Source organism: Pseudomonas sp. NFXW11 (assembly GCF_049887815.1).
Lineage (GTDB): Bacteria > Pseudomonadota > Gammaproteobacteria > Pseudomonadales > Pseudomonadaceae > Aquipseudomonas.
On record NZ_JAGEKI010000028.1, the window covers coordinates 39,379 to 62,234 of the forward strand.

At 63.4% G+C, this 22,856-nt stretch carries 26 protein-coding genes and 1 riboswitch; of the genes, 20 read left to right on the forward strand and 6 right to left on the reverse strand.

The genetic code is table 11. The features are described 5' to 3' along the window. Positions 1-2: 2 nt before the first annotated feature. On the reverse strand, positions 3-1,061 hold the full coding sequence (gene purM / locus J4P02_RS29155) for a phosphoribosylformylglycinamidine cyclo-ligase (RefSeq protein ID WP_426196940.1): 1,059 nt from the start codon (positions 1,059-1,061) through the stop codon (positions 3-5). Between the two features lie 370 nt (positions 1,062-1,431). Here purM and J4P02_RS29160 point away from each other — a divergent pair, with 370 nt between their 5' ends. The 6 genes from J4P02_RS29160 to J4P02_RS29185 all read left to right on the forward strand — a co-directional run bounded on the left by J4P02_RS29160 (position 1,432) and on the right by J4P02_RS29185 (position 6,736). After that, the gene (locus J4P02_RS29160; protein ID WP_426196942.1) at positions 1,432-2,475 is read left to right on the forward strand and encodes a DUF2066 domain-containing protein; all 1,044 of its coding nucleotides are present in this window, start codon (positions 1,432-1,434) and stop codon (positions 2,473-2,475) included. Between the two features lie 37 nt (positions 2,476-2,512). After that, on the forward strand, positions 2,513-3,586 hold the full coding sequence (locus tag J4P02_RS29165; protein ID WP_426196945.1) for an AI-2E family transporter: 1,074 nt from the start codon (positions 2,513-2,515) through the stop codon (positions 3,584-3,586). Between the two features lie 219 nt (positions 3,587-3,805). Further along, positions 3,806-4,510 carry a DnaA regulatory inactivator Hda gene (hda, locus tag J4P02_RS29170; RefSeq protein WP_034146365.1) on the forward strand — a complete coding sequence of 235 codons (705 nt, stop codon included), beginning with the start codon at positions 3,806-3,808 and terminating at the stop codon, positions 4,508-4,510. A gap of 223 nt (positions 4,511-4,733) precedes the next feature. Further along, entirely contained in the window at positions 4,734-5,354 is a 621-nt protein-coding gene (locus J4P02_RS29175; protein ID WP_426196947.1) for a C40 family peptidase, read from the forward strand. A 164-nt stretch (positions 5,355-5,518) separates the two neighbouring features. Further along, on the forward strand, positions 5,519-6,052 hold the full coding sequence (locus tag J4P02_RS29180) for a C40 family peptidase (RefSeq protein WP_426196949.1): 534 nt from the start codon (positions 5,519-5,521) through the stop codon (positions 6,050-6,052). Positions 6,053-6,073: 21 nt separating this feature from the next. Then, positions 6,074-6,736, forward strand: coding sequence for an O-methyltransferase (locus J4P02_RS29185; protein WP_426196952.1), 663 nt, complete (start codon positions 6,074-6,076; stop codon positions 6,734-6,736). Positions 6,737-6,738: 2 nt separating this feature from the next. On the opposite strand, the gene J4P02_RS29190 is transcribed toward J4P02_RS29185, so the two are convergent. Next, complete coding sequence (locus tag J4P02_RS29190; protein ID WP_426196954.1) at positions 6,739-8,058, reverse strand: PQQ-dependent sugar dehydrogenase; 1,320 nt, start codon at positions 8,056-8,058, stop codon at positions 6,739-6,741. 70 nt (positions 8,059-8,128) lie between these two features. After that, the gene (locus J4P02_RS29195; protein WP_426196956.1) at positions 8,129-8,710 is read right to left on the reverse strand and encodes a hypothetical protein; all 582 of its coding nucleotides are present in this window, start codon (positions 8,708-8,710) and stop codon (positions 8,129-8,131) included. A gap of 170 nt (positions 8,711-8,880) precedes the next feature. Next, a riboswitch (cobalamin riboswitch) is annotated at positions 8,881-9,114 on the forward strand. A gap of 80 nt (positions 9,115-9,194) precedes the next feature. On the opposite strand from J4P02_RS29195, the gene cobO reads away from it, so the two are divergent. The 14 genes from cobO to J4P02_RS29265 all read left to right on the forward strand — a co-directional run bounded on the left by cobO (position 9,195) and on the right by J4P02_RS29265 (position 20,521). After that, a complete protein-coding gene (gene cobO / locus J4P02_RS29200; RefSeq protein WP_426196958.1) occupies positions 9,195-9,806 on the forward strand; it encodes a cob(I)yrinic acid a,c-diamide adenosyltransferase in 612 nt (203 codons plus the stop codon). Between the two features lie 10 nt (positions 9,807-9,816). After that, positions 9,817-11,151, forward strand: a complete 1,335-nt coding sequence (locus tag J4P02_RS29205) for a cobyrinate a,c-diamide synthase (protein ID WP_426196960.1) — start codon at positions 9,817-9,819, stop codon at positions 11,149-11,151. Beyond that, a complete protein-coding gene (gene bluB / locus J4P02_RS29210; protein WP_426196962.1) occupies positions 11,144-11,794 on the forward strand; it encodes a 5,6-dimethylbenzimidazole synthase in 651 nt (216 codons plus the stop codon). The genes J4P02_RS29205 and bluB overlap by 8 nt, the downstream gene beginning before the upstream one ends. Further along, positions 11,791-12,699, forward strand: coding sequence for an adenosylcobinamide-phosphate synthase CbiB (gene cbiB, locus J4P02_RS29215; protein ID WP_426196964.1), 909 nt, complete (start codon positions 11,791-11,793; stop codon positions 12,697-12,699). Before bluB ends, cbiB begins: the two co-directional genes overlap by 4 nt. Next, positions 12,692-13,684: a threonine-phosphate decarboxylase CobD gene (cobD, locus tag J4P02_RS29220; RefSeq protein WP_426196966.1), complete on the forward strand. Its 993-nt coding sequence runs from the start codon at positions 12,692-12,694 to the stop codon at positions 13,682-13,684. The genes cbiB and cobD overlap by 8 nt, the downstream gene beginning before the upstream one ends. Further along, complete coding sequence (locus J4P02_RS29225) at positions 13,681-15,132, forward strand: cobyric acid synthase (RefSeq protein ID WP_426196968.1); 1,452 nt, start codon at positions 13,681-13,683, stop codon at positions 15,130-15,132. The genes cobD and J4P02_RS29225 overlap by 4 nt, the downstream gene beginning before the upstream one ends. 36 nt (positions 15,133-15,168) lie before the next feature. Then, positions 15,169-15,690: a bifunctional adenosylcobinamide kinase/adenosylcobinamide-phosphate guanylyltransferase gene (gene cobU / locus J4P02_RS29230; RefSeq protein WP_426196970.1), complete on the forward strand. Its 522-nt coding sequence runs from the start codon at positions 15,169-15,171 to the stop codon at positions 15,688-15,690. Then, positions 15,687-16,742, forward strand: a complete 1,056-nt coding sequence (gene cobT / locus J4P02_RS29235) for a nicotinate-nucleotide--dimethylbenzimidazole phosphoribosyltransferase (protein ID WP_426196972.1) — start codon at positions 15,687-15,689, stop codon at positions 16,740-16,742. The genes cobU and cobT overlap by 4 nt, the downstream gene beginning before the upstream one ends. Next, positions 16,739-17,314: an alpha-ribazole phosphatase family protein gene (cobC, locus tag J4P02_RS29240; protein ID WP_426196974.1), complete on the forward strand. Its 576-nt coding sequence runs from the start codon at positions 16,739-16,741 to the stop codon at positions 17,312-17,314. Before cobT ends, cobC begins: the two co-directional genes overlap by 4 nt. A gap of 1 nt (position 17,315) precedes the next feature. Continuing rightward, the gene (locus J4P02_RS29245; protein WP_426196976.1) at positions 17,316-18,047 is read left to right on the forward strand and encodes an adenosylcobinamide-GDP ribazoletransferase; all 732 of its coding nucleotides are present in this window, start codon (positions 17,316-17,318) and stop codon (positions 18,045-18,047) included. A 71-nt stretch (positions 18,048-18,118) separates the two neighbouring features. Then, a complete protein-coding gene (locus J4P02_RS29250) occupies positions 18,119-18,523 on the forward strand; it encodes a MarR family winged helix-turn-helix transcriptional regulator (protein WP_426196978.1) in 405 nt (134 codons plus the stop codon). Positions 18,524-18,575: 52 nt separating this feature from the next. Continuing rightward, positions 18,576-19,778, forward strand: a complete 1,203-nt coding sequence (locus J4P02_RS29255; RefSeq protein ID WP_426196980.1) for an MFS transporter — start codon at positions 18,576-18,578, stop codon at positions 19,776-19,778. After that, the gene (locus tag J4P02_RS29260) at positions 19,775-19,897 is read left to right on the forward strand and encodes a hypothetical protein (protein ID WP_426196982.1); all 123 of its coding nucleotides are present in this window, start codon (positions 19,775-19,777) and stop codon (positions 19,895-19,897) included. The genes J4P02_RS29255 and J4P02_RS29260 overlap by 4 nt, the downstream gene beginning before the upstream one ends. Before the next feature lie 72 nt (positions 19,898-19,969). Then, positions 19,970-20,521: a glutathione peroxidase gene (locus J4P02_RS29265; protein WP_426196985.1), complete on the forward strand. Its 552-nt coding sequence runs from the start codon at positions 19,970-19,972 to the stop codon at positions 20,519-20,521. Positions 20,522-20,602: 81 nt separating this feature from the next. On the opposite strand, the gene J4P02_RS29270 is transcribed toward J4P02_RS29265, so the two are convergent. The 3 genes from J4P02_RS29270 to J4P02_RS29280 form a co-directional block, all read right to left on the reverse strand. Beyond that, positions 20,603-21,889, reverse strand: a complete 1,287-nt coding sequence (locus J4P02_RS29270; RefSeq protein ID WP_426196987.1) for an OmpP1/FadL family transporter — start codon at positions 21,887-21,889, stop codon at positions 20,603-20,605. A 144-nt stretch (positions 21,890-22,033) separates the two neighbouring features. Then, positions 22,034-22,516 (reverse strand): hypothetical protein, encoded by a 483-nt coding sequence (locus J4P02_RS29275; RefSeq protein ID WP_426196989.1) that lies wholly within the window; start codon positions 22,514-22,516, stop codon positions 22,034-22,036. Between the two features lie 231 nt (positions 22,517-22,747). Continuing rightward, on the reverse strand, positions 22,748-22,856 hold a 109-nt coding region (locus tag J4P02_RS29280; protein WP_163003228.1), incomplete at its 5' end, for a transposase.

Below are 22,856 nucleotides of genomic sequence, written 5' to 3' on the forward strand. Positions count from 1 at the left end.
CATCAGTGGGCCTTGAGGTTCTTCAGCTCGACCTGGGCTGCGCCTTCGGCGGCAGCGGCGATCTGGCCGATGACCCATGGCTGTTCGCCGGCTTCACGCAGGACCTTCAGGGCGTTGTCCACCTGGTCCTGGGCCACGCAGATGACCATGCCCACGCCGCAGTTCAGCACGCGATGCATTTCATGTTCGTCGACGTTGCCTTGCTCTTGCAGCCAGTCGAATACCGCCGGGCGTTTCCAGCTGGCCACGTCGACCACGGCCTGGGCGCCTTTTGGCAGCACCCGCGGGATGTTGTCCAGCAGGCCGCCGCCGGTGATGTGGGCCATGGCCTTGACCGCGCCGGTGTCCTTGATCAGCTTGAGCAGCGGCTTGACGTAGATGCGGGTCGGGGCCATCAGCAGGTCGGTCAGCGGCTTGCCTTCGAGCTGGATGTTCTCGATGTCGGCACCGGCAACTTCGATGATCTTGCGGATCAGCGAGTAACCGTTGGAGTGCGGGCCGGAAGACGGCAGGGCCAGCAGGGCGTCGCCAGTGGCAACTTTCGAGCCGTCGATGATCTCGGCCTTTTCCACCACGCCGACGCAGAAACCGGCCAGGTCGTAGTCTTCGCCTTCGTACATGCCAGGCATTTCAGCGGTTTCACCGCCCACCAGGGAGCAGCCGGACAGTTCGCAGCCGGCGCCGATGCCGGTTACTACCTGGGCGGCGGTGTCGACGTTGAGCTTGCCGGTGGCGTAGTAGTCGAGGAAAAACAGCGGCTCGGCACCGCAGACCACCAGGTCATTGACGCACATGGCCACCAGGTCGATGCCGATGCTGTCGTGCTTGTTCAGGTTCAGGGCCAGGCGCAGCTTGGTGCCCACGCCGTCGGTGCCGGACACCAGAACGGGTTGCTTGTAGCCGGCCGGGATCTCGCAGAGGGCGCCGAAACCGCCCAGGCCGCCCATGACTTCCGGGCGCGCGGTGCGCTTGGCGACGCTCTTGATGCGTTCGACCAATGCTTCACCGGCGTCGATGTCTACACCGGCGTCTTTGTAGCTCAGGGAGGGTTGCTTGCTCATGATCCAGGCCTTTAGGGGGGATTCAGGGGTATCGACCGAACCAGGAAGGCGATCCGGGCACTGCGAAAGTGTCCGGTGGGCCCAGCTGATGCCGGTCTGCGAAGGCGCGCGATTTTATCAGGCTTGAGGGGCAGCGGCCATCCTCGGACCGACGGGTAGAGGCATATCCGCTGAAAAAAACCAGGTTCAAGCGTGTTGGTGCTCCTGCCGGTGCCTGTATAAGGTATAGCGCTCAAGTGACTATCGTTATGACAGCACCAAAACTTCCGGGCAGCGGGTGAATGTTTTGCCGCCGCTTGTGGTCACAGCCTTGCCCGCCGTGGTTCAGGGGGGCTGTTTCAATCGTATTTTTTGTCTTCGGGAATCTTCCATGCGTCTGGGTAAATTTCTGTTTGTGGGCTGTTTGTCATGGGTCAGCCTGGCGAGTCATGCCGAAACCCTCAATGGCCTGTATCAAGTTCGCGAGCCGGTGAAGAGCCAGGCACCCGAAGAGCGTGACCAGGCCACGCAGCGCGCCCTGGAAACCCTGGTACTACGCCTCACCGGTGATGCCAAGGCAGCGCAGGGGCCAGGCCTGGCGGCAGTCCGCAAGGACCCGCAGCAGATCATCAGCCAGTACGGCTACGATGCCGGGCCGCCGGAGAGCTTGCAGGTGGATTTCGACCCGGTCAGCACCGACCGGGTGCTGCGCCAGGCGGGCTTGTCGCTGTGGGGCAGCAATCGGCCGTCGATCCTCGGCTGGTGGCTGAGCGATTCTGCCGAAGGTTCGAGCCTGGTTGGCGATGGCCAGGCCAGTGCCGGGCCCTTGCGGCGTGCGGCGCAGCATCGTGGCTTGCCGTTGCGCTTGCCTCTGGGGGACCTGGAAGAGCAGATCGTTGCCACGGCGCCGAATCTTGAAGGTGCCGATCCGGCGCCTTTGCGGGGCGCTTCCGAGCGTTATGGTGCCGATGCGCTGCTGGCGGTGCATGCCCGTGAGGAGGGCGGCCAATGGCAGGCCAAGTGGCGCCTGTGGCTGGGCGAGCAGAAGGAGCAGGGCACTGTTCAGGGCGCCGATACCGCGGCCCTGGCCGATGCGGTGCTGTTGGCGGTGAGCCAGCGCCTGGCGCCGCGCTTCGTCACTCGTCCGGGGGCCTCCAGCGAGCAGTTGTTGGAAGTCCAGGGCATGACCCTGGAGCACTACGCGACCTTGGGCCACTTGCTGGAGCCATTCGGCGCGCAGTTGCAGAGCATCGACGGTGACCGCGTGATCTATCGGGTCAATGGCAGCGCAGAGCAACTGCGGGCGCAGTTGTCCCTGGCCAGGTTGCAGGAGATTCCTGCCGGCGAGGCGCAACCTTCCCAGGTGCCCGCCTCGGCGGGCGAGGCTGGGGCCTCGGCACCGGCTGCGCAGGCGCAACTGCGTTTTCGTTGGTAGCGGTTGGTTTCCTTCTATATAGAAGCTGGAGTGGTTTATGCCTGATACCCGTCGTTGGATCTGGTTGGCTGGCGTGGTCCTGGTGTGTGGGTTCGTCTACTTGCTGCACCCGATCCTCAGTCCGTTCCTGGTGGCGCTGTTGTTGGCCTATCTGTTCGACCCACTGGTGGATCGCCTGGAAGGCTGGGGCCTGTCGCGAACCTGGGGCGTGGTGACGGTGTTCGCCCTGTTCACCCTGATCGTGATGACCTTGCTCCTGGTGCTGGTGCCGATGCTGGCCAAGCAGTTGCTGCGTCTCTATGAGTTGGCGCCGCAGATGCTCGACTGGGTGCAGCACACTGCCATGCCCTGGGCGCAGTCGCGGCTGGGCCTGGCGGAGGGCTTCTGGAAGTTTGACAAGGTCAAGGCCGCCATCAGCGAGCATATGGGCCAGACCACCGATATCGTCGGCGCCGTGCTGAGCCAGGCGACGGCTTCGGGCCTGGCGCTGATCGGCTGGCTGGCCAATCTGGTGCTGATTCCGGTGGTCAGCTTCTACCTGCTGCGGGACTGGGACCTGATGATGGCCAAGATCCGCAGCCTGCTGCCGCGCAATCGCGAGGAGCGAGTCGTGGCGCTGGCGGGCGAGTGCCACGAGGTGCTGGGGGCCTTTGTTCGTGGGCAACTGCTGGTGATGCTGGCCCTGGGCATGATCTATGCGGCGGGGCTGATGCTGGTGGGGCTCGAGCTGGGGCTGCTGATCGGCCTGATTGCCGGCTTGGCGGCAATAGTGCCGTACATGGGGTTTGTCATCGGCATTGGCGCGGCCTTGACCGCCGGCCTGTTCCAGTTCGGCGGCGAGCTGTACCCGATGATCGGGATAGTCGCGGTGTTCATGGTGGGGCAGGCGCTGGAGGGCATGGTGCTGACGCCTTTGCTGGTGGGCGATCGGATTGGCTTGCATCCGGTGGCGGTGATTTTCGCCATTCTGGCCGGCGGCGAGCTGTTCGGCTTTACCGGGGTGCTGTTGGCCTTGCCCGTGGCGGCGGTGATCATGGTACTGGTGCGTCATGTGCACGATCTGTACAAGGACTCCGACCTGTACAGCGGCGCCGAAGACCCTGACTTGTAAGGCTGTGGCGGTATTGGGTGTCGTCTCCGGGCGTGGCTTGGCCAGTGCTTCTCGGCCGGCGCCCGGGCTGTCAAGGAATCCCCTTTGCGGCTTTTCGACTGACGCAAACCTTTGATTTTGCTTGTGGTCTGTTGCATTGTGCGCTCGGCGTCACGGGTATAAACTTTGCAAACTTTACACAGAGGCCACTAACGGTTCGTTTGGAACTGTTCAGTCAGCATGAAACCGATTCAGCTGCCCCTAGGTGTGCGTCTGCGTGATGACGCCACCTTCATCAACTACTACCCAGGCGCCAATGCCGCTGCACTCGGCTACGTCGAGCGCCTATGCGAAGCCGACGCCGGTTGGACCGAAAGCCTGATTTACCTCTGGGGCAAGCACGGCGTGGGGCGTACCCATCTGTTGCAGGCAGCTTGCCTGCGTTTCGAACAGATGGGGGAGCCGGCGGTGTACCTGCCACTGGCGGAGTTGCTGGATCGCGGTATCGAGATTCTCGACAATCTCGAGCAGTACGAGCTGGTGTGCCTGGATGATCTGCAGGCGGTGGCTGGCAAGGCTGATTGGGAAGAGGCGCTGTTTCATCTGTTCAATCGCTTGCGTGACAGCGGGCGTCGGCTGTTGATCGCCGCTTCCACCTCTCCTCGCGAACTGCCGGTGAAACTGGCGGACTTGAAGTCGCGCCTGACCCTGGCGCTGATCTTCCAGATGCGTCCGCTTTCCGATGAAGACAAATTGCGTGCCTTGCAGTTGCGTGCGTCCCGTCGCGGGCTGCACCTGACCGACGAGGTCGGGCATTTTATTCTGACTCGCGGCACCCGCAGCATGAGTGCCCTGTTCGAGCTGCTCGAACGCCTCGATCAGGCTTCGTTGCAGGCCCAGCGCAAACTGACCATCCCTTTTCTGAAAGAGACCCTGGGCTGGTAAATCTGCGGCCTGGGAGCTTTTCGAAGCGGTGTTTCGGCAAGTTCCAGGCGCCAGAAAACGCACCTTTGGAAGGGTTTCCAGAGGCGGGTAGGCATAAAATGGGCTTAAAGCCTTAGATGTACGCAAGAAACTCATAAGTCACATTCTGATCGATTGAATTTGCAAATGAGGGCGATAGAGGGCATAGTCGCGTCTTCATTTATTTCAAGCCACGGTCGTGCCCATGCTAAATCGCTTCGCACCCCTCGTGCCTCTCGCACTCGTCACCCTGTTGTTTGGTTGCGCTTCTCACACGCCGATGTCTCAGCAGCAACCTGCGCAACAGGCTCAAGTCACCACCAAGAACTCGTCTTCCGCTGTTTACCAGGAAGAGCTGGCAACTGAAAAGGAACTGGCAGAATTCGCTGACAGCAAGCCTTATCAGTTGCCAGTTCTGGCTGACAGCATCCTCGAGCGCGGCATGTCCCTGATCGGTACCCGCTACCGTTTCGGTGGTACCTCGGAAGCCGGCTTCGATTGCAGCGGTTTCATCGGTTATCTGTTTCGTGAAGAGGCGGGCATGAACCTGCCGCGCTCCACTCGCGAAATGATCAACGTCAAGGCCCCTCTGGTGGCCCGTAACAACCTCAAGCCTGGTGACCTGCTGTTCTTCAGCACCAATGGCCGTGGCCGCGTCAGTCACGCCGGTATCTACCTGGGCGATGATCAATTCATCCACTCCAGCAGCCGCCGCAGCGGTGGCGTGCGGGTCGACAGCCTGGGCGACAGCTACTGGAGCAAGACCTTTATCGAAGCCAAGCGCGCACTCGCCATGGCCCCGACAGTGGTCACCGCGCGCAAATAAGCGGACAACTTGTAAGGCGAAGTTAAAGTCTTACTTGAAGTTTGGCGCGTAGACGCTAGAATCCTGATCTATTGTTGAAACTAACCGCGTAAGCCCTGCTTACGCGGTTTTGTTTTCAGTGCCACGGCAGAGAAAGCCGCATCCCGATCAGGATTGTTCAGCTTATGTCGACCTCAGCCCGTTTCGCCCTGATTGTTCTCGCCGCGCTGCTCAGCGCCTGCGCCAGCCGTACCTCGCCTCCTGCACCTGTGGTGCGTGCCCCGGTATTCAATTCCTCGCAGTCTTTCGATCCGGTGGCCGAAGATGTGCTGTTCCGCGCCCTGGGCCTGGTAGGCACGCCTTATCGCTGGGGGGGTAATACTCCGGATTCCGGTTTCGATTGCAGCGGTCTGATCGGCTATGTCTACCGCGATGCCGCCGGTATCTCGCTGCCACGCTCGACCCGCGAGATGATCGGCATGCAGGCGCCGGATGTGGGCAAGTCTGCCCTGCAGACCGGCGACCTGATCTTCTTCGCCACCAATGGCGGCTCCCAGGTCAGCCATGCCGGTATCTATGTCGGTGAAGGGCGCTTCGTGCATGCCCCGGCCACGGGCGGTACGGTGAAGCTCGACAGCCTGTCCAAGGCCTATTGGCAGAAAGCCTATCTGGGTGCCAAGCGCGTGCTGCAGCCGGAACATCTGGCGCACAATCCCTAGTCCTCTTCAGTCGAGGTTCTCGTGACCGCCCGTACGCTCAACCTCGACGATGCCCTCTACCAATACCTGCTGGACGTTTCCCTGCGTGAAACGCCGTTGCTGCGGCGTCTGCGGGATGAAACCCAGGCGCTGCCCAATGCCCGCTGGCAAATAGCGCCGGAGCAGGGCCAGTTTCTCGCCTTGCTGATCCAGCTGATCGGCGCCCGGCAGGTGCTGGAGGTGGGCACCTTCACTGGCTACAGCGCCTTGTGCATGGCTCAGGCGTTGCCTGATGAGGGGTCGCTGATCTGTTGCGATATTCCAGGCGACTACAACGCCACGGCGCGTCGCTACTGGCAGGAGGCGGGGCTGGAACAGTGCATCGACCTGCGCCTGGCACCTGCCTTGGAAACCCTGGGCGATCTGGAGCGGGCAGGGCAGCAGGGCTCTTTCGATCTGATCTTTATCGATGCCGACAAAGCCAACTATCCGGCGTACCTGGAGTCGGCCCTGCGCCTGCTGCGGGTCGGCGGCCTGGTGGTGTTCGATAACACCTTGTGGAGTGGGCGGGTGCTGGAACAGCACGCTGCCAGTGAGGATACCCGGGCCATCCAGGCGCTCAATCGCGCCTTGAAGGATGACCCGCGCATCGATCTGTCACTGCTGCCCTTGGGAGACGGCCTGACCCTGTGCCGCAAGCGCTGAATTCAAGGCGCCTTGGCGGCGGATACACGCCAGATCTTGTTGCCCACATCATCGGCCACCAGCAAATCCCCTTGCCGATCTATCACCACCCCGACCGGGCGTCCCATGGCTTTGTCATCGGCGCTGAGAAAGCCGCTGAGCACGTCAATCGGCTTGCCTTGAGGGTGACCCGCGCTGAAGGGCACGAAAATCACCTTGTAGCCGCTCAGGGGCTTGCGGTTCCAGGAGCCGTGCTGGCCGACAAAGGCGCCTTTGGTGAAGGGCGCGGGCAGCTTGCTGCCCTCGGCGAACGCCAGCCCCAGTGAGGCGGTGTGTGGTCCCACGGCGTAGTCCGGGGCAATCGCCTTGGCCACCAGTTCCGGGTTCTGCGGCTCGACTCGCACATCCACATGTTGCCCGTAGTAGCTGTAGGGCCAGCCATAGAAGGCGCCGTCCTTGACCGAGGTGATGTAGTCCGGCACCAGGTCGCTGCCGATCTCATCCCTTTCGTTCACCGCCGTCCATAGCGCGCCACTGACCGGCTCCCAGGCCAGGCCATTGGGGTTGCGCAGGCCGGTGGCGAACAGGCGGTGCTGGCCGCTGGCACGGTCCACTTCCCAGATCGCCGCCCGGCCCTGTTCCTGGTCCATGCCGTTTTCCCCGACGTTGCTGTTGGAGCCGGTGGTGACATAGAGCTTGCTGCCGTCCTTGCTGGCGATGACGTTCTTGGTCCAGTGGTGGTTGAGCGTGCCGCCAGGCAGGTCGACGACCTTGGTCGCGGCGGCGCTGATCCGAGTGTCACCGTTGTGGTAGGGGAAGCGCAGCAATTTGTCGGTGTCCGCTATATACAGGTCATTGCCCACCAGGGTCATGCCGAACGGCGAGTTGAGATTCTCCAGAAAGGTGCTACGGGTTTCCGCCACGCCATCATGATCCGCATCCCGCAGCAGGGTGATGCGATTGGCGCTGGGCACTGCGGCGCCGGCCCGGCCCATGACCTTGCCGGCGATCCAGCCGCGAAGGCCCTGGTTGTCATCGGGTTTGGGCGGCGCGTTGGTCTCTGCCACCAGCACATCGCCATTGGGCAGCACATAGAGCCAGCGTGGATGATCGAGGTTCTCGGCGAAGGCATTGACCTGGGTGCCGGCAGCCGCCAAAGGCTTGGCATCCTTGGGCCAGCCGATGGCCGGGGCGATGTTTACCGTGGGAATCAGTGTGGGGTTGGGTTGCGGCAAGCTGGGGTTGGGCCCGGTGCCATCGGCGACCTGCAGGCTGGACGTTTCGCCGCAGGCGGCAAGGCCGGCGGCGATGGCGACAAGCAAGGTGTGTTGAAGCTTGAACATGCTGATTTCCCTATGAATGCACAGACGTCGTAGTCATAGAGAAGCATAGCCAGCGGATAGTTGCCCTTGTCTAGCGGGCTTCCTTGAACAGTACCGCGACCCCGGGATGGTAGTTGCCGGCTTCGCTGTGCAGCTTGCGGTAGGCATAGGGGAAGTACCAGGCCACTGCGCAGCAGTGTTCCTTCTGCAGGTCGTCGAGCATGTCCTGGAGTTCTTCCGGGGTGGCGCTGTGCTGGGCCTTCTGCGGGGCGACGAACAGGCAGCCGAGCTTCAGGTCGCTGGCATAGCTGATTTTCTTCGCGTCGTTGGCAATGTCCTGCAGGGCTTGGGTCAGTTGCAGGCTGTTGACCCGTGGCCAGCGCTGGGTGGCCTGGATATAGGCGCGTTCTTCCTTGGTGGCCAGGTAGAGGTCGGTACGGGCATTGCGTGCGCCTTCTTCCTGCTGTTTCTTGCTGGGGCTGTGCTCCAGGCTGACCATCTCGGCCATCCAGGCGGCGGCGGAGAGCAAGCCCAGGTTGGCCTGTTCGTCGAACCAGTAAGGGGTTTCATTATCGCCGCGCACTGCGTTGTAGCGGTCAATGCAATCGAACCAGCGTTCCAGCATCGGTCGCAGGAATTCCAGCTTTGGATTGCTGATGATCATGCCTTGCATCGAACTCACCCCTTATTGTTGTGTGGCAGGACTGTTGATTTTGGATTGTGGCTATTTGATATCAGTGCTCTGAGTGTGGCACAAGTTTGGCGTCATTTTGTTGATGCAGTGCAATTTTCCGTTGCTTGTTGCGGCCGGCTTCAATTGACGCTCCACCCCCGACCCCTTAACCTTCGCGACTTGTTTCAGGTGCTCTGTGGCCGAGGGTCGACAGAGTGAAACAGGGAAGCCGGTCAGGGCCTGTTCCAGCGATGGAGCCGACGACGATTCCGGCGCTGCCCCCGCAACGGTAGATGAGTCAAGACTGCGCCTGATGCCACTGTGTCAAACCACACGGGAAGGCGCGCAGTCCGGCAGCGATGCCCCTCATGAGCCCGGAGACCGGCCTGATCCATCCAACGGCATCACGGTGGGCGATGCCAGGCTAGCGCCGTCCCGGTCTTTTCCTGCCCGCCGTTCCCCTGTCTCAATGGAGAGCAGCCCCATGAGTGAATCCCCCGATCGTGACGAGCGCCATCTGGCGCGCATGTTGCGCAAGAAAGCCGTGATCGACGAACGCATTGCCAACTCGCCCAATGAGTGCGGGCTGCTGCTGGTGCTGACCGGCAACGGCAAAGGCAAGAGCAGTTCGGCCTTCGGCATGCTGGCGCGTTCCATGGGCCATGGCATGCGCTGTGGCGTGGTGCAGTTCATCAAGGGGCGCAACAGCACGGGCGAAGAGCTGTTTTTTCGGCGTTTCCCCGAGCAAGTGCGGTTCCATGTGATGGGCGAGGGCTTTACCTGGGAAACCCAGGATCGCCAGCGCGATATCGCCGCCGCGGAAGCGGCCTGGGCCGTTTCCAAGGAGCTGCTGAGGGATCCGGAGATTGGCCTGGTGGTGCTCGATGAACTGAACATCGCCCTCAAGCATGGCTACCTCGACCTGGACCAGGTGCTCAGCGACTTGCAGGCTCGTCCGCCGATGCAGCATGTGGTGGTGACTGGCCGCGGGGCCAAGCCGGAACTGATCGAGCTGGCGGACACCGTCACCGAAATGGGCATGCTCAAGCACGCGTTCCAGGCCGGTATCAAGGCGCAGAAAGGTGTTGAGCTGTGAGTGTGAAACCATGACCGATGTTCGTCATTGCCCGGCGGTGCTGATCGCCGCTCCGGCCTCTGGCCAGGGCAAGACTACCGTGACCGCCGCCCTGGCCCGCCTGCACCGCAATCAGGGGCGCAAGGTTCGGGTGTTCAAGTGCGGTCCGGATTTTCTCGACCCGATGATTCTCGAACGTGCCAGCGGTGCCCCGGTGTACCAGTTGGACATGTGGATGGTGGGTGAGCAGGAAAGCCGCCGCCTGCTCTGGGAAGCCGCCGCTGAAGCCGACCTGATCCTGATCGAGGGGGTCATGGGGCTGTTCGATGGCACGCCATCCAGTGCCGACCTGGCGCGGCATTTCGGCGTGCCGGTGCTGGCGGTGATCGACGGCACCGCCATGGCCCAGACCTTCGGCGCCCTGGCCCTGGGCCTGGCGCGCTATCAGCCGGACCTGCCATTCGCCGGAGTGCTGGCCAACCGGGTCGGCACCTTGCGCCATGCGCAGTTGCTCGAGGGCAGCCTGACCGAAGGCCTGCGCTGGTATGGCGCCTTGTCCCGGGAGACCGGGATCGAGCTGCCCAGCCGCCACCTGGGGCTGGTGCAAGCCAGCGAGTTGAACGACCTGGACCTGCGCCTGGATGTGGCCGCTCAGGCCCTGGCCGACAGTTGCCAGGTAGCGCTGCCACCGGCCGTGGGTTTCGCCGCGCCAACCCCCGTGGCTTGCCTGCCATTGCTGGATGGCGTGCGCATTGCCGTGGCCCGGGATGAAGCCTTCGCCTTCACCTACGGTGCCAGCCTCGACCTGCTGCGCGCCATGGGCGCGCAACTGAGTTTCTTCTCGCCGATCCACGATGCCGAGCTGCCCGACGCCGACAGCCTGTACCTGCCTGGCGGCTACCCGGAGCTGCATCATCAGGCCCTGGCACGGAACACTTCGATGCTTGCGGCCATTCGTGCCCATCATCAAGCGGGAAAACCGCTGCTGGCCGAGTGCGGCGGCATGCTCTACCTGCTGGACTCGCTGACCGATGTCGAAGGCCAGCGGGCTGAATTGCTGGGGTTGTTGCCAGGCGACGCGGTGATGCAGAAGCGCCTGGCGGCCCTGGCCCTGCAAGCGGTGGAGCTGCCTGAAGGCAGTTTGCGCGGGCACACCTATCACCACTCCCTGACCAGCACCGGGCTCGAGCCCATTGCTCGCGGCATCAGCCCCAATGGCGGGCGTGGAGCGGAGGCGGTGTATCGCCAGGGGCGGATGACGGCCTCCTATGTGCACTTCTATTTCCCATCCAATCCGGCGGCGGTAGCGGCCTTGTTCATGCCGGGCGCGGTTGCCGCTCCGGGAGAGGGTGTCGCGGGTGAGTGAACTGGAGTTTTCCGCGGCCGAGCGCGAAGCGGTCTACAAGGCCATTGCCCAGCGCCGCGACATGCGCCATTTCGCCGGTGGCAGTGTCGCCCCCGAGCTGCTGCAGCGCCTGCTGGAGGCCGCGCACCAGGCCCCCAGCGTCGGCCTGATGCAGCCCTGGCGGTTTATCCGCATCACCGATCGAGCGCTGCGCGGGCGCATCCAACAGTTGGTGGAACAGGAGCGGGTACGCACCGCCGAGGCATTGGGGGAGCGTTCCGACGAGTTCATGAAGCTCAAGGTCGAAGGCATCAACGAGTGCGCGGAGGTACTGGTGGCGGCCCTGATGGATGGCCGCGAGCGGCATATCTTCGGTCGCCGGACCCTGCCCGAGATGGACCTGGCCTCATTGTCCTGCGCGATTCAGAACCTCTGGCTGGCGGCGCGCAGCGAAGGCCTGGGCATGGGCTGGGTCTCGCTGTTCGAACCCCAGGCCCTGGCTGATCTGCTGGGCTTGCCCAGCGGCGCCAAACCGCTAGCGGTGCTGTGCCTGGGGCCGGTGGATGAGTTCTACCCGGCCCCCATGTTGACCCTGCAAGGCTGGGCACAGCCGCGACCATTGAGCGAGTTGCTGTATGAGAATTACTGGGGAGTGAGTCAATGAGTGTGGCGTTGCTGAGTGTCGCCGGGGTGGCGCTGGATGCGCTGCTGGGCGAACCCAAGCGCTGGCATCCGCTGGTGGCCTTCGGTCGCCTGGCCGATCGTATCGAACAACGTTTCAATGCCGCAGGCCGTGGCTGGCGCAGCCATGGAGTCACTGCCTGGGTGTTGGCGGTGCTGCCCCTGACCTTGCTGGCCACCGCGCTGTCCTGGTTGCCCTATGTGGGGTGGCTGGTGGAAGCCCTGGCCCTGTACTGCGCCTTGGGGTTGCGCAGCCTGGGCGAGCACGTCGAGCCTGTGGCCCAGGCGCTGCGCAGCGATGACCTGGATGAGGCGCGACGTCGGGTGGGCTATCTGGTCAGCCGCCAGACCAGCGAACTGGACGCCACCGCGGTGGCCCGCGCGGCCACCGAGTCGGTGCTGGAAAACGGCAGCGATGCAGTGTTCGCTGCCCTGTTCTGGTTTGCCGTGGCCGGTGCGCCGGGGGTGGTGCTCTACCGACTGAGCAATACCCTGGATGCCATGTGGGGCTATCGTAACGAGCGCTTCGAACGCTTCGGCTGGGCCGCGGCGCGGATCGATGACCTGCTCAACTACCTGCCTGCACGGCTGGTGGCCCTGACCTACGCCCTGCTGGGCAAGACTCGCCTGGCATTGCGCTGCTGGTGGCGCCAGGGGCCGACCTGGGACAGCCCCAATGCCGGTCCGGTGATGGCGGCCGGGGCCGGTGCCCTGGGGGTGGAGCTGGGTGGCGCGGCGGTGTATCACGGCGAGCTGCACCAGCGTCCGCAGTTGGGCGAGGGCGAGCCGGCCAGTGCCATTTCCATCGACCGTGGCTGGCAACTGGTGCAGCGGGGCGTGTGGTTGTGGTTACTGATTCTTTGCCTGGGGGCGCAATTCTATGCTTGAGCACGGTGGACGGTTGCGCAAGGCGGCCAAGGAACATGGCATCGCCGAAGAAGCCTGGCTCGATCTGTCCAGTGGCCTGGCGCCCTGGCCGTTTCCCCTGCCGGCGATTCCCCTGCGTGCCTGGGCACGCCTGCCGGAAACCGACGACGGCCTTGAACAGGCGGCCTGCACCTACTACGGTGCCAGCGAGGTATTGCCGGTGGCCGGCTCCCAGGCAGCGATCCAGTTGCTGCCACGGTTGCGGCGCACCGGCCGGGTCGGCGTGCTGTCGCCTTGCTATGCCGAGCACGCCGAGGCCTGGCGCCGCAGTGGCTACCGGGTACGTGAGGTGCTGGAGCAGGAGGTGGACTTCTTCCTCGACAGCCTCGATGTGCTGGTGGTGGTCAACCCCAACAACCCCACCGGGTTGAGCCTGACCCCGGAGCGCTTGCTGGAGTGGCATGGGCGGCTGGCGCAACGCGGTGGCTGGCTGGTGGTGGACGAAGCCTTTATGGACAACACCCCGCACCTGAGCCTGGCTCGTCATGCCCATCAGGTGGGGCTGATCGTGCTGCGTTCGTTCGGCAAGTTCTTCGGACTGGCCGGTGTGCGCCTGGGGTTTGTCCTGGCCGAGCATCGGCTGCTCAAGCTGCTCGCCGAACAGGTCGGGCCCTGGGCGGTCAGCGGGCCGACCCGGGTGCTGGGGCAGGCCTGCCTGCTGGATGTCGAAGGTCACGCCCGGCAACGCCAGCGCAGCGAGCTCGCTAGCCAGCGCCTGAGTGAGGTGCTGGAGCGGTTCGACTTCAAGCCCCAGGGCGGCTGTGCATTGTTCCAATGGCTGATCAGTGCCGAGGCCGAGCACCTTTATCACTTTATGGCGCGGCGCGGCATTCTCTTGCGGCTGTTCACCCACAACAGCAGCCTGCGCTTCGGCCTGCCCGCCGAGGAAGCCGACTGGGCGCGCCTGGAACAGGCGCTGCAGGCCTACCGCAAGGAATTTCCATGAGCACGCTGATGGTTCAAGGCACCACTTCGGATGCTGGCAAGAGCACCCTGGTGACCGCCCTGTGCCGCTGGTTGCGGCGCCAGGGCGTGAGCGTGGTGCCGTTCAAGCCGCAGAACATGGCGCTCAACAGCGCCGTGACCGCCGATGGCGGCGAAATCGGCCGGGCCCAGGCGGTCCAGGCCCAGGCTGCCCATCTGGCGCCGCACACTGACATGAACCCGGTGCTGCTCAAGCCCAACAGCGATACCGGTTCCCAGGTGATCGTCCATGGACGTGCGGTCACCAGCATGAATGCCGTGGCCTATCACGACTACAAGGCCATCGCCATGCAGGCCGTACTGGCCTCCCATGAACGCCTGCGGGACGCTTACCAGGTGGTGATGGTGGAAGGCGCCGGCTCGCCGGCGGAGATCAACCTGCGGGCCGGGGATATCGCCAATATGGGCTTTGCCGAGGCGGTGGACTGCCCGGTATTGCTGATCGCCGATATCAATCGCGGCGGCGTGTTCGCCCATCTGGTGGGCACCCTGGAGCTGCTGTCGCCCAGCGAGCAGGCGCGGGTTCAGGGCTTCATCATCAATCGTTTTCGCGGTGACCTGGCATTGCTGCAACCGGGGCTGGACTGGCTGCAAGCCCGCACCGGCAAGCCGGTGATCGGCGTGCTGCCCTATGTCATGGACCTGCACCTGGAGGCCGAGGATGGCATCGACTCGCGTCAGGCCAACAAGCTCGAACGGGTACTGAAGGTGGTGGTGCCGGTGCTGCCGCGCATCAGCAATCACACCGACTTCGATCCGCTGCGCCTGCACCCGCAGGTGGACTTGCAGTTCATCGGCCCGGGGCAGGCGATTCCCGCCGCCGACCTGATCATTCTTCCCGGCTCGAAAAGCGTGCGCAGCGACCTGGCCTACCTGCGCGCCAATGGTTGGGAGCGGGCCATTGCCCGGCACCTGCGCTATGGCGGCAAGCTGCTGGGGATCTGCGGCGGCCTGCAAATGCTTGGTGAACAATTGCACGATCCACTGGGCCTGGAAGGCGCGGCGGGTTCCAGCCCGGGCCTGGGGCTGCTGGCGTTCGAGACCGTGCTCGAAACCGAGAAGCAACTGCGCAATGTCAGCGGCCGCCTGAGCCTGGAAAACGCCGCGGTCAGCGGCTATGAAATTCATGCCGGGGTCACCCGCGGCCCTGCCCTTGAGCAGGCCGCACTGCAACTGGATGACGGCCGCAGCGATGGCGCCTGCAGCACCGATGGACAGATACTCGGCACCTACCTGCACGGGCTGTTCGAAACCCCGGCAGCCTGTGGCGCGCTGTTGCGCTGGGCCGGGCTGGAAGACGTGCAGGAGGTGGACTACCACGCCTTGCGCGAGCGTGATATCGAGCGCCTGGCGGACCTGGTGGAAGCTCATCTGGACACCCGCGCCCTGCGCAAGCTCTGCGGCCTCTAGGGCCGTGACCGACTCTCTTTTCAAAGGTGCCCACCCATGCTGCAACTGATCCTCGGCGGTGCCCGCTCCGGCAAGAGCCGCCTGGCGGAGCGCCTGGCCAGCGACAGCGCCCTGGAGGTGATCTACATCGCCACCAGCCAGCCGCTGGACGGCGAGATGAATCAACGTATCGCCCATCATCGCGAACGGCGCCCGGCGCACTGGGGCTTGATCGAAGAGCCGCTGGCGCTGGCCCGGGTGCTGCAGCAGGCGGCCGCCAGTGGGCGCTGCCTGCTGGTGGATTGCCTGACCCTGTGGCTGACCAACCTGTTGCTGCTCGAGGACGAGCAGCGCCTGGCCGCCGAACGCGAGGCCCTGTTGGAATGCCTGGCGACCTTGCCGGGGGAAATCATTTTTGTCAGCAACGAGACCGGAATGGGTGTCGTGCCGCTGGGCGAATTGACTCGCCGCTATGTGGATGAAGCCGGCTGGCTGCATCAAGCCCTGGCCGAGCGTTGTCAGCGTGTGGTGCTGACGGTGGCCGGCCTGCCCCTGACTTTGAAAGGAACTGCCTTATGACTCACTCCTGGTGGCTGAACCCGTGCAAGGCAATAGATACGCAGATGGCCGAGCAGGCGCTGGCGCGTCAGCAGCAATTGACCAAGCCGGCCGGCTCCCTTGGCCGGCTGGAACCCCTGGCGGTGCGCCTGGCGGGTTTGCAGGGGCGGCTCAAGCCCGCTCTCGAGCAGCTGTGGATCGCGATCTTTGCCGGGGATCACGGGGTGGTTGCCGAAGGGGTTTCCGCCTACCCGCAGGAAGTCACCGGGCAGATGCTGCTGAACTTCGTCAGTGGCGGCGCGGCAATCAGCGTTCTGGCCCGGCAATTGGGCGCGCAACTGGAGGTGGTGGACCTGGGCACGGTAACCCCTGACCTGAACCTGCCGGGGGTGCGCCATCTGCACCTGGGGGCCGGCACGCAGAACTTTGTCCAGGGCCCGGCGATGAGCCAAGAGCAGGGCGAGCAGGCGCTGCAAGCCGGCCGTGACAGCGCGCTGCGTGCCAGGGCCAACGGCGCCCAGCTGTTTATCGGCGGCGAAATGGGCATTGGCAATACCACTGCCGCCAGTGCCATTGCCTGCGCCTTGCTGGATATTCCGGTGGCGCAGTTGGCCGGGCCAGGCACCGGGCTGAATGCCGCCGGGGTCAATCACAAGGCCCAAGTGATAGAGCGCGCCCTGGCGCTGCACGGTGCGAGCAAGGGCGATGCCTTGCAGGCGCTGTTCTGCCTAGGCGGATTTGAAGTGGCGGCATTGGTGGGAGCGTATCTGGCCTGCGCCCAGGAAGGTATCGCAGTGCTGGTGGACGGATTTATCTGCAGCGTCGCGGCCCTGGTGGCGGTGCGTCTGAACCCGGCTTGCCGGCCATGGCTGCTGTTCGCCCACCAGGGCGCCGAGCCCGGGCATCGGCACCTGTTGCACAGCCTTGAGGCCGAGCCTCTGCTGGATCTGGGCCTGCGCCTGGGAGAGGGCAGCGGTGCCGCCTTGGCGGTGCCCTTGCTGCGCCTGGCCTGTGACCTGCACGGGCAGATGGCGACTTTTGCCGAGGCGGCGGTGGCGGATCGTCCGGCATGACACTGCACCTGCAATTGCTGCGTCACGGTGAAACCGAGCTGGGTGGCGGCCTGCGCGGCAGCCTGGATGACGCGCTGACCGAGCGCGGCTGGCAGCAGATGCACGATGGGGTTCGGGGGCAGGCGCCCTGGGACTTGATCGTCAGCTCGCCCTTGCAGCGCTGTGCACGTTTTGCGCAACAGCTGGCCGAGCAACTGCAACTGCCGCTGACCCTGGAAGCGGGATTCCAGGAGTTGCATTTCGGCGCCTGGGAAGGGCAGAGCACCGCGGCCCTAATGCACACCGCCGCTGATGACCTGGGGCGTTTCTGGTCCGACCCCTACGGTTTTACCCCGCCCCAAGGCGAGCCGGTGGCGGATTTCTCCCGGCGCGTTCTGGACGCCCTTGAGCGCTTGCATCAAACCTGTAGCGGGCAGCGGGTATTGCTGGTCAGCCACGGCGGGGTGATGCGCCTGTTGCTGGCGCGTGCACGCGGCCTGCCTCGGGAGCAGTTGCTCAATGTCGAGGTGGCACATGGTGCCTTGTTCGGCCTAAGTGTCGGCGCTGGCGGCCAATTGCGCGAGGAGGGCTGAGATGCTGCCGTTGTGGATTGCCCTGCAGTTTCTCAGCAGCCTGCCGATTCGCCTGCCGGGCATGCCTGAGCCCCAACAGATGGGGCGTTCGCTGCTGTTCTATCCCCTGGTGGGGCTGCTGTTCGGCGTGCTGTTGTGGGGGCTGGACCTGTTGCTCAGTGGTGCGCCTCTGCTGTTGCACGCTGCGCTGCTGCTGGGGGCCTGGGTGTGGCTCAGTGGCGGGCTGCACCTGGATGGCCTGGCGGACAGTGCTGATGCCTGGCTGGGGGGCTTCGGCGATCGCGAACGGACCCTGAGCATCATGAAGGACCCGCGCAGCGGGCCGATCGCCGTGGTCACCTTGGTGCTGCTGCTGTTGCTCAAGTTCAGTGCCCTGGTGGCGTTGATCGGACAACAGCAGGGCGTTGCCTTGTTGCTGGCGCCGGTGATCGGTCGTGCAGCCTTGCTGGGGCTGTTTCTGAGCACGCCTTATGTACGTGCCGGTGGTTTGGGGCAAGCCCTGGCCGATCACTTGCCACGCTTGGCGGCCAGGCAGGTGCTGGTGCTTTGTGTGCTGGCCTGCCTGCTGCTGGCCGGTTATCACGGGCTCTGGGCCATGCTCCTGGCGACGCTGCTGTTTGTCTGGCTGCGGCAGTTGATGATGCGGCGCCTGGGCGGCACCACTGGCGATACCGCCGGGGCCTTGCTGGAGCTGGTGGAAACTGTCGTGCTGGTGACGTTGGCGCTGCTTTGAGGTTCGCCCCGGGCGGGCGAATCCTGCGGAAATTTCTTGCCTTGGATTAATCGCGGGTATATACACGCATCATGCTTCCTTCTCAGTGTCTGTGTACTAACCTGCGTCGCGCCGCTCGTGGCGTCAGCAGGTACTACGACGGAGCCCTCGACGGCTTCGGGATCAACGTCGCCCAGTATTCCCTGCTGAACAATCTGCTGCGTCTCGACCAGCCGAGCATTTCCAGCCTGGCGGAAGCCATGGGCCTGGATCGCAGCACCCTGGGGCGAAATGTCCGGGTGCTGGAGGCTGCGGGCCTGGTGCAATTTCTGGAGGGCAGCGATCAGCGTAATCGCCTGGTGCAACTGACCGCAGCCGGGCATGAGCGCCTGGTGGCGGCGCTGCCGGCCTGGGAAGCGGCTCAGCAGCGGTTGATCGATCGCCTGGGAGTGGAGAAGCGTGAAACTTTGTTGGCCTTGCTGAACGAACTGGCCTGACGCCGGTGGGTTCGATGTTAAGCGGGTATATACCCGTAATTGGAGAATAAAAATGTCATCGATGTGGCGTACCAGCGGTTGGGTACTTCTCGGCAGTGCATTGATCCTGGCCTTGTCGCTGGGCATTCGGCATGGCTTTGGCCTGTTCCTGCCGCCCATGAGCGCGCAGTTCGGTTGGGGGCGCGAGGTGTTCGCCTTTGCCATTGCCTTGCAGAACCTGATCTGGGGGCTGGCCCAGCCCTTTACCGGGGCCCTGGCCGATCGTTTCGGTGCTGCCAAGGTGGTGCTGGTCGGCGCTGTGCTGTACGCCGTTGGGCTGGTGTTCATGGGGCTGTCTGATTCGGCCCTGAGCCTGTCGCTGAGTGCCGGGCTGCTGATTGGCGTGGGTTTGTCCGGTACCTCTTTCTCGGTGATTCTCGGGGTGGTCGGCCGCGCCTTGCCGCCGGAGAAGCGCAGCCTGGGCATGGGTATCGCCAGTGCCGCCGGCTCTTTTGGCCAGTTCGCCATGCTCCCGGGGACCCTGGGGCTGATCGGCTGGCTGGGCTGGTCGACGGCGCTGTTGGTGCTGGGCTTGCTGGTGGCACTGATCGTGCCCCTGGTGAGCATGCTCAAGGACCAGCCGCTGCCGGTGCTGGGGCATGAGCAGACGCTGACCGAGGCCCTGCGCGAAGCCTGTTCTCATTCGGGGTTCTGGTTGCTGGCGTTCGGCTTCTTCGTCTGTGGTTTCCAGGTGGTGTTTATCGGCGTGCACCTGCCGGCCTACCTGGTGGACCAGCATCTGCCGGCAACCGTGGGCACCACGGTGCTGGCGTTGATCGGGCTGTTCAATATCTTCGGCACCTACACCGCAGGCTGGCTGGGCGGACGGATGTCCAAGCCGCGCCTGCTGACCGGCCTCTATCTGCTGCGGGCGGTGGTGATCGGTCTGTTTCTGTGGCTGCCGGTGACCCAGACCAGCGCTTACCTGTTTGGCATGGCCATGGGCTTTCTCTGGCTGTCCACCGTGCCCTTGACCAATGGCACGGTGGCCACCCTTTTCGGGGTGCGCAACCTCTCGATGCTCGGCGGCATGGTGTTCCTGTTCCATCAATTGGGTTCCTTCCTGGGGGGCTGGCTGGGCGGGGTGGTGTATGACCGTACTGGGAGCTACGACTTGATCTGGCAGGTGGCGATTCTTCTCAGCTTGCTGGCCGCAGCTCTCAACTGGCCGGTGCGCGAGCGTCCCGTGGCGCGCCTGCAGGCAAGCGCGGCATGAAGCCCTTGCTCGCCTGGGGCGCGGGCCTGGGCCTGGTCACGTTGCTGTTGCTGCTGGCCTGGTGGGGCTGGCATCGCGGCGGGCTGGCCATGATGCAGCTGGGCATGGGGGCTTGCTAGGCATGGATGCTTGCTAGGCGGGTGGCGGGGCGAGTAACGTCGGTGTCCGAGGATTTTTCAAGGACTCAGGACATGACCAGAAGCTGGCTTGCCGTCCCCCTGCTGTTTGTTGCCTTTTCCGGTTCGGCCTGGGCTGCGGAGTGTCCGGCCTTGTTGCAGGGCTCGCTACCCAAGTTGCACGCCAAGGAGTCCGTCGATCTGTGTCAGCGCTTTGCTGGCAAGCCGCTGGTGGTGGTCAACACCGCGAGCTTCTGTGGCTTTGCCCCGCAATTCAAAGGCCTCGAGGCGCTTTATCAGCGCTATCGGGATCAGGGGCTGGAAGTGCTGGGCGTGCCCTCCAATGACTTCAAGCAGGAGTCCAAGGACGGCGCGGAAACCGCCAAGGTCTGCTACGTCAACTATGGCGTGACCTTCACCATGACCGAGCCGCAGCCGGTACGCGGCGCTGATGCGGTGCATCTGTTCAAGGTGCTGGCGCAGCAGAGCAGCGCGCCGAAGTGGAATTTCTACAAGTACGTGGTGGATCGCCAGGGCCGGGTGATCGCCAACTTTTCCAGCCTGACCAAGCCGGATAATCCGGAGTTCATCGAGGCAGTGGAGAAGGCGCTGGCGTCGAAGTCCTGAGCCTTTGCCATACAAAAAAGCCCCGCATCGGAAGATGCGGGGCTTTTTCATTCAGCTCACGGGGCACAAGCCCCGCAACGATCAGAAGCGGTAGGTCGCACCTACGCCGAAACCGTTGGCGCTGTTGTCGTACTCGGCGTTGTAGCTCTGGCCGAGTGCGTTCCTGCGGTTGACGTTGACCTTTTCTTCCTTGAGGTAGGAATAGGCGACGTCGATGGTCAGGTCTTCGGTTGGGCTCCAGCCGGCACCCAGGCTGAAGATGGTCCGGTCGCCGGTAGGAATACGTGGCGAACGATCGGTGTTGTTGGCTGGCGACTGGTCGAAGGTCAGGCCGGTGCGCAGAACCCACTGCTTGTTCAGCTGGTAGGACGTACCGACGGCGTATGCCCAGGTGTCATGCCAGTTCTGTTCTTCCTTGATGCTGCCCAGGCCCAATACTGGTGCCAGTGCGCCGCCGGTTGCGGCGGTAACTCCCTCGTTGTTGACGGTGATGTCCTTCAGGCGGCTCCAGCGGGTCCAGGTGGCACCGGCGTAGAGCTTCCAAGCATCGTTCAGGTCCTGGGTAACCGACAGGTCGTAGGACTCTGGCGTCTCGATTTTCAGCGAGGCATCGTAGCGCTTGTTTTTCAGGAACGCTGCGTTGGTACCGGCACCAGGAGTGACTTCGGTGTGGCCCTCGAGCTTATAGTTCACCTTCGAGTGATAGGTCAGGCCGACCCGGGTGGTATCGGTTGCCTGGACCAGGACGCCGATGTTGTAGCCGTAGGCAACGTCATCGCCCTTGATCTTGACCCGGCCATCATTAGGCGACGCAGGAGTGGTCAGTGCCGATTCCAGTACGCCGGAAATGCGGTTGATGGTCGGGCCGAAACCGATCGATACCTTGTCGTTGAAGGCATAGCTGATGGTCGGCTGGAAGGTGACGACCTTGACTTCGCTCTTGCTGCCGAAGTTGCGACCCTGGAAAGTGCTTTCATAATCGGTGACCAGGCCGAATGGGGCATAGACCCCCAGACCGAATGCCCACTGGTCGTCGATTGGCTTGACGTAGAAACCCATTGGCACCGAAGTGAACGGCACCATGTCGCCTTTGTTGGTACCAGAGCGGCTGCCACTGGTGTCACGGAGATCGGTAGAGGCATCGATGGCGGCAATACCGCCCGTTACTTGCTGGCGCTTGAGGCGCGACATACCGGCAGGGTTGCCAAACACAGTACTTGCATCATCGGCAGCGGAAGAACGGCCAGCGAAACCGGTGCCCATGCCACTGATGCTTTGCTCGTTGAGGGCGAAGCCGCTGGCGAAAATCTGGCTGGAGGCCAGGGCCACGGCGAGGCTAATGGTGGATTTGAGCATTACTTTTTTCATTATTAGAACTCCTGATGATCACCGAGGCGGAAATTACCAACATTTCGGCCAGGGCGCTATAGGCTGCAACAGTTGATTTAGAGCGGTTTTGTAGGACAATCCGACCAAAATCGGCTTGTTTCTCCGATTTTGCGGGAGTCGTTGTCAGCAGACGACCTGACTCATTGGTGAAACACAGGTTTGCCAGGCGCAGGCGAAATCCCTCAGACGTCCTTGTGGCTGAAAGGTCTTCCTCCAGATGCGGGCCATGCCGAGCAGGTCGTCGGCAGCGGGGAGCGGGGTGTGTTGTTCTTCCACCAGCAGCCAGGCGATGGCCGTGGCGTAACGCAGGTTGACCGTGAGTTCCAGGTGGGGGCCGCTGAGGAAGGCATGCTGGCTGGCCAGCCCGCGAACCAGGCTGGCACGTTCCGGATCCAGCGCCAGGTAGTGGTCCCAGAGCTCCCGGTGGCGCAATTCGGTGATGCGATACAGGCCGTGGCCGCGCCGGTCGTGCAGCGCCGAGCCCAGTGCCGACTGGCTGGCGGCGATGCCCAGCAGCAAGGTCTCAGCGGTTTTGCTATGGCTGCCCAGGTAGATCAGGGTCGGGCGTATGACATAGCGGCACAACTCGCTGGCGGCGATACCCATAAAACCCTCGAAGGGTAAAGGTGGCCGGCGAAACCTGAAGGTGCTTGGCAGCAACGGGGGATCAGGTTTGCCGGAAGCGGTTCAGGCCGCTTGAGTTGAAGTGTAGTGTCATATCTATGATGTAAAGGCCTGTTTTAAAAACATTTCTGTTCTCTTGTTATAAGCCTTAGATCTATTGGTGCTTTGCGCTGGGTGGCGGATGTTCGGGCAGTGGGCAATAAAAAAGGTTCTTCACGGATTACCGGGAAAGACGCTCTTGATCTTCATAAAAAAGAATTCGCTATCCCGGTAACCGTACGCCATCCGTTTGATGACCTTTATTCGATTGTTTATCCCTTCC

What these genes read in the sequence shown, in the direction of transcription:
- cobC (WP_426196974.1), top strand. Translation starts at nt 16,739, where the DNA reads ATGACACTGCACCTGCAATTGCTGCGTCACGGTGAAACCGAGCTGGGT.
- J4P02_RS29265 (WP_426196985.1), top strand. Translation starts at nt 19,970, where the DNA reads ATGACCAGAAGCTGGCTTGCCGTCCCCCTGCTGTTTGTTGCCTTTTCC.
- J4P02_RS29195 (WP_426196956.1), bottom strand. Translation starts at nt 8,710, where the DNA reads ATGCAAGGCATGATCATCAGCAATCCAAAGCTGGAATTCCTGCGACCG.
- hda (WP_034146365.1), top strand. Translation starts at nt 3,806, where the DNA reads ATGAAACCGATTCAGCTGCCCCTAGGTGTGCGTCTGCGTGATGACGCC.
- J4P02_RS29165 (WP_426196945.1), top strand. Translation starts at nt 2,513, where the DNA reads ATGCCTGATACCCGTCGTTGGATCTGGTTGGCTGGCGTGGTCCTGGTG.
- J4P02_RS29255 (WP_426196980.1), top strand. Translation starts at nt 18,576, where the DNA reads ATGTCATCGATGTGGCGTACCAGCGGTTGGGTACTTCTCGGCAGTGCA.
- J4P02_RS29250 (WP_426196978.1), top strand. Translation starts at nt 18,119, where the DNA reads ATGCTTCCTTCTCAGTGTCTGTGTACTAACCTGCGTCGCGCCGCTCGT.
- J4P02_RS29175 (WP_426196947.1), top strand. Translation starts at nt 4,734, where the DNA reads ATGCTAAATCGCTTCGCACCCCTCGTGCCTCTCGCACTCGTCACCCTG.
- cobD (WP_426196966.1), top strand. Translation starts at nt 12,692, where the DNA reads ATGCTTGAGCACGGTGGACGGTTGCGCAAGGCGGCCAAGGAACATGGC.
- J4P02_RS29180 (WP_426196949.1), top strand. Translation starts at nt 5,519, where the DNA reads ATGTCGACCTCAGCCCGTTTCGCCCTGATTGTTCTCGCCGCGCTGCTC.
- cobU (WP_426196970.1), top strand. Translation starts at nt 15,169, where the DNA reads ATGCTGCAACTGATCCTCGGCGGTGCCCGCTCCGGCAAGAGCCGCCTG.
- J4P02_RS29225 (WP_426196968.1), top strand. Translation starts at nt 13,681, where the DNA reads ATGAGCACGCTGATGGTTCAAGGCACCACTTCGGATGCTGGCAAGAGC.
- J4P02_RS29275 (WP_426196989.1), bottom strand. Translation starts at nt 22,516, where the DNA reads ATGGGTATCGCCGCCAGCGAGTTGTGCCGCTATGTCATACGCCCGACC.
- J4P02_RS29190 (WP_426196954.1), bottom strand. Translation starts at nt 8,058, where the DNA reads ATGTTCAAGCTTCAACACACCTTGCTTGTCGCCATCGCCGCCGGCCTT.
- cobT (WP_426196972.1), top strand. Translation starts at nt 15,687, where the DNA reads ATGACTCACTCCTGGTGGCTGAACCCGTGCAAGGCAATAGATACGCAG.
- J4P02_RS29245 (WP_426196976.1), top strand. Translation starts at nt 17,316, where the DNA reads ATGCTGCCGTTGTGGATTGCCCTGCAGTTTCTCAGCAGCCTGCCGATT.
- J4P02_RS29260 (WP_426196982.1), top strand. Translation starts at nt 19,775, where the DNA reads ATGAAGCCCTTGCTCGCCTGGGGCGCGGGCCTGGGCCTGGTCACGTTG.
- J4P02_RS29205 (WP_426196960.1), top strand. Translation starts at nt 9,817, where the DNA reads ATGACCGATGTTCGTCATTGCCCGGCGGTGCTGATCGCCGCTCCGGCC.
- J4P02_RS29160 (WP_426196942.1), top strand. Translation starts at nt 1,432, where the DNA reads ATGCGTCTGGGTAAATTTCTGTTTGTGGGCTGTTTGTCATGGGTCAGC.
- purM (WP_426196940.1), bottom strand. Translation starts at nt 1,061, where the DNA reads ATGAGCAAGCAACCCTCCCTGAGCTACAAAGACGCCGGTGTAGACATC.
- J4P02_RS29270 (WP_426196987.1), bottom strand. Translation starts at nt 21,889, where the DNA reads ATGAAAAAAGTAATGCTCAAATCCACCATTAGCCTCGCCGTGGCCCTG.
- cbiB (WP_426196964.1), top strand. Translation starts at nt 11,791, where the DNA reads ATGAGTGTGGCGTTGCTGAGTGTCGCCGGGGTGGCGCTGGATGCGCTG.
- cobO (WP_426196958.1), top strand. Translation starts at nt 9,195, where the DNA reads ATGAGTGAATCCCCCGATCGTGACGAGCGCCATCTGGCGCGCATGTTG.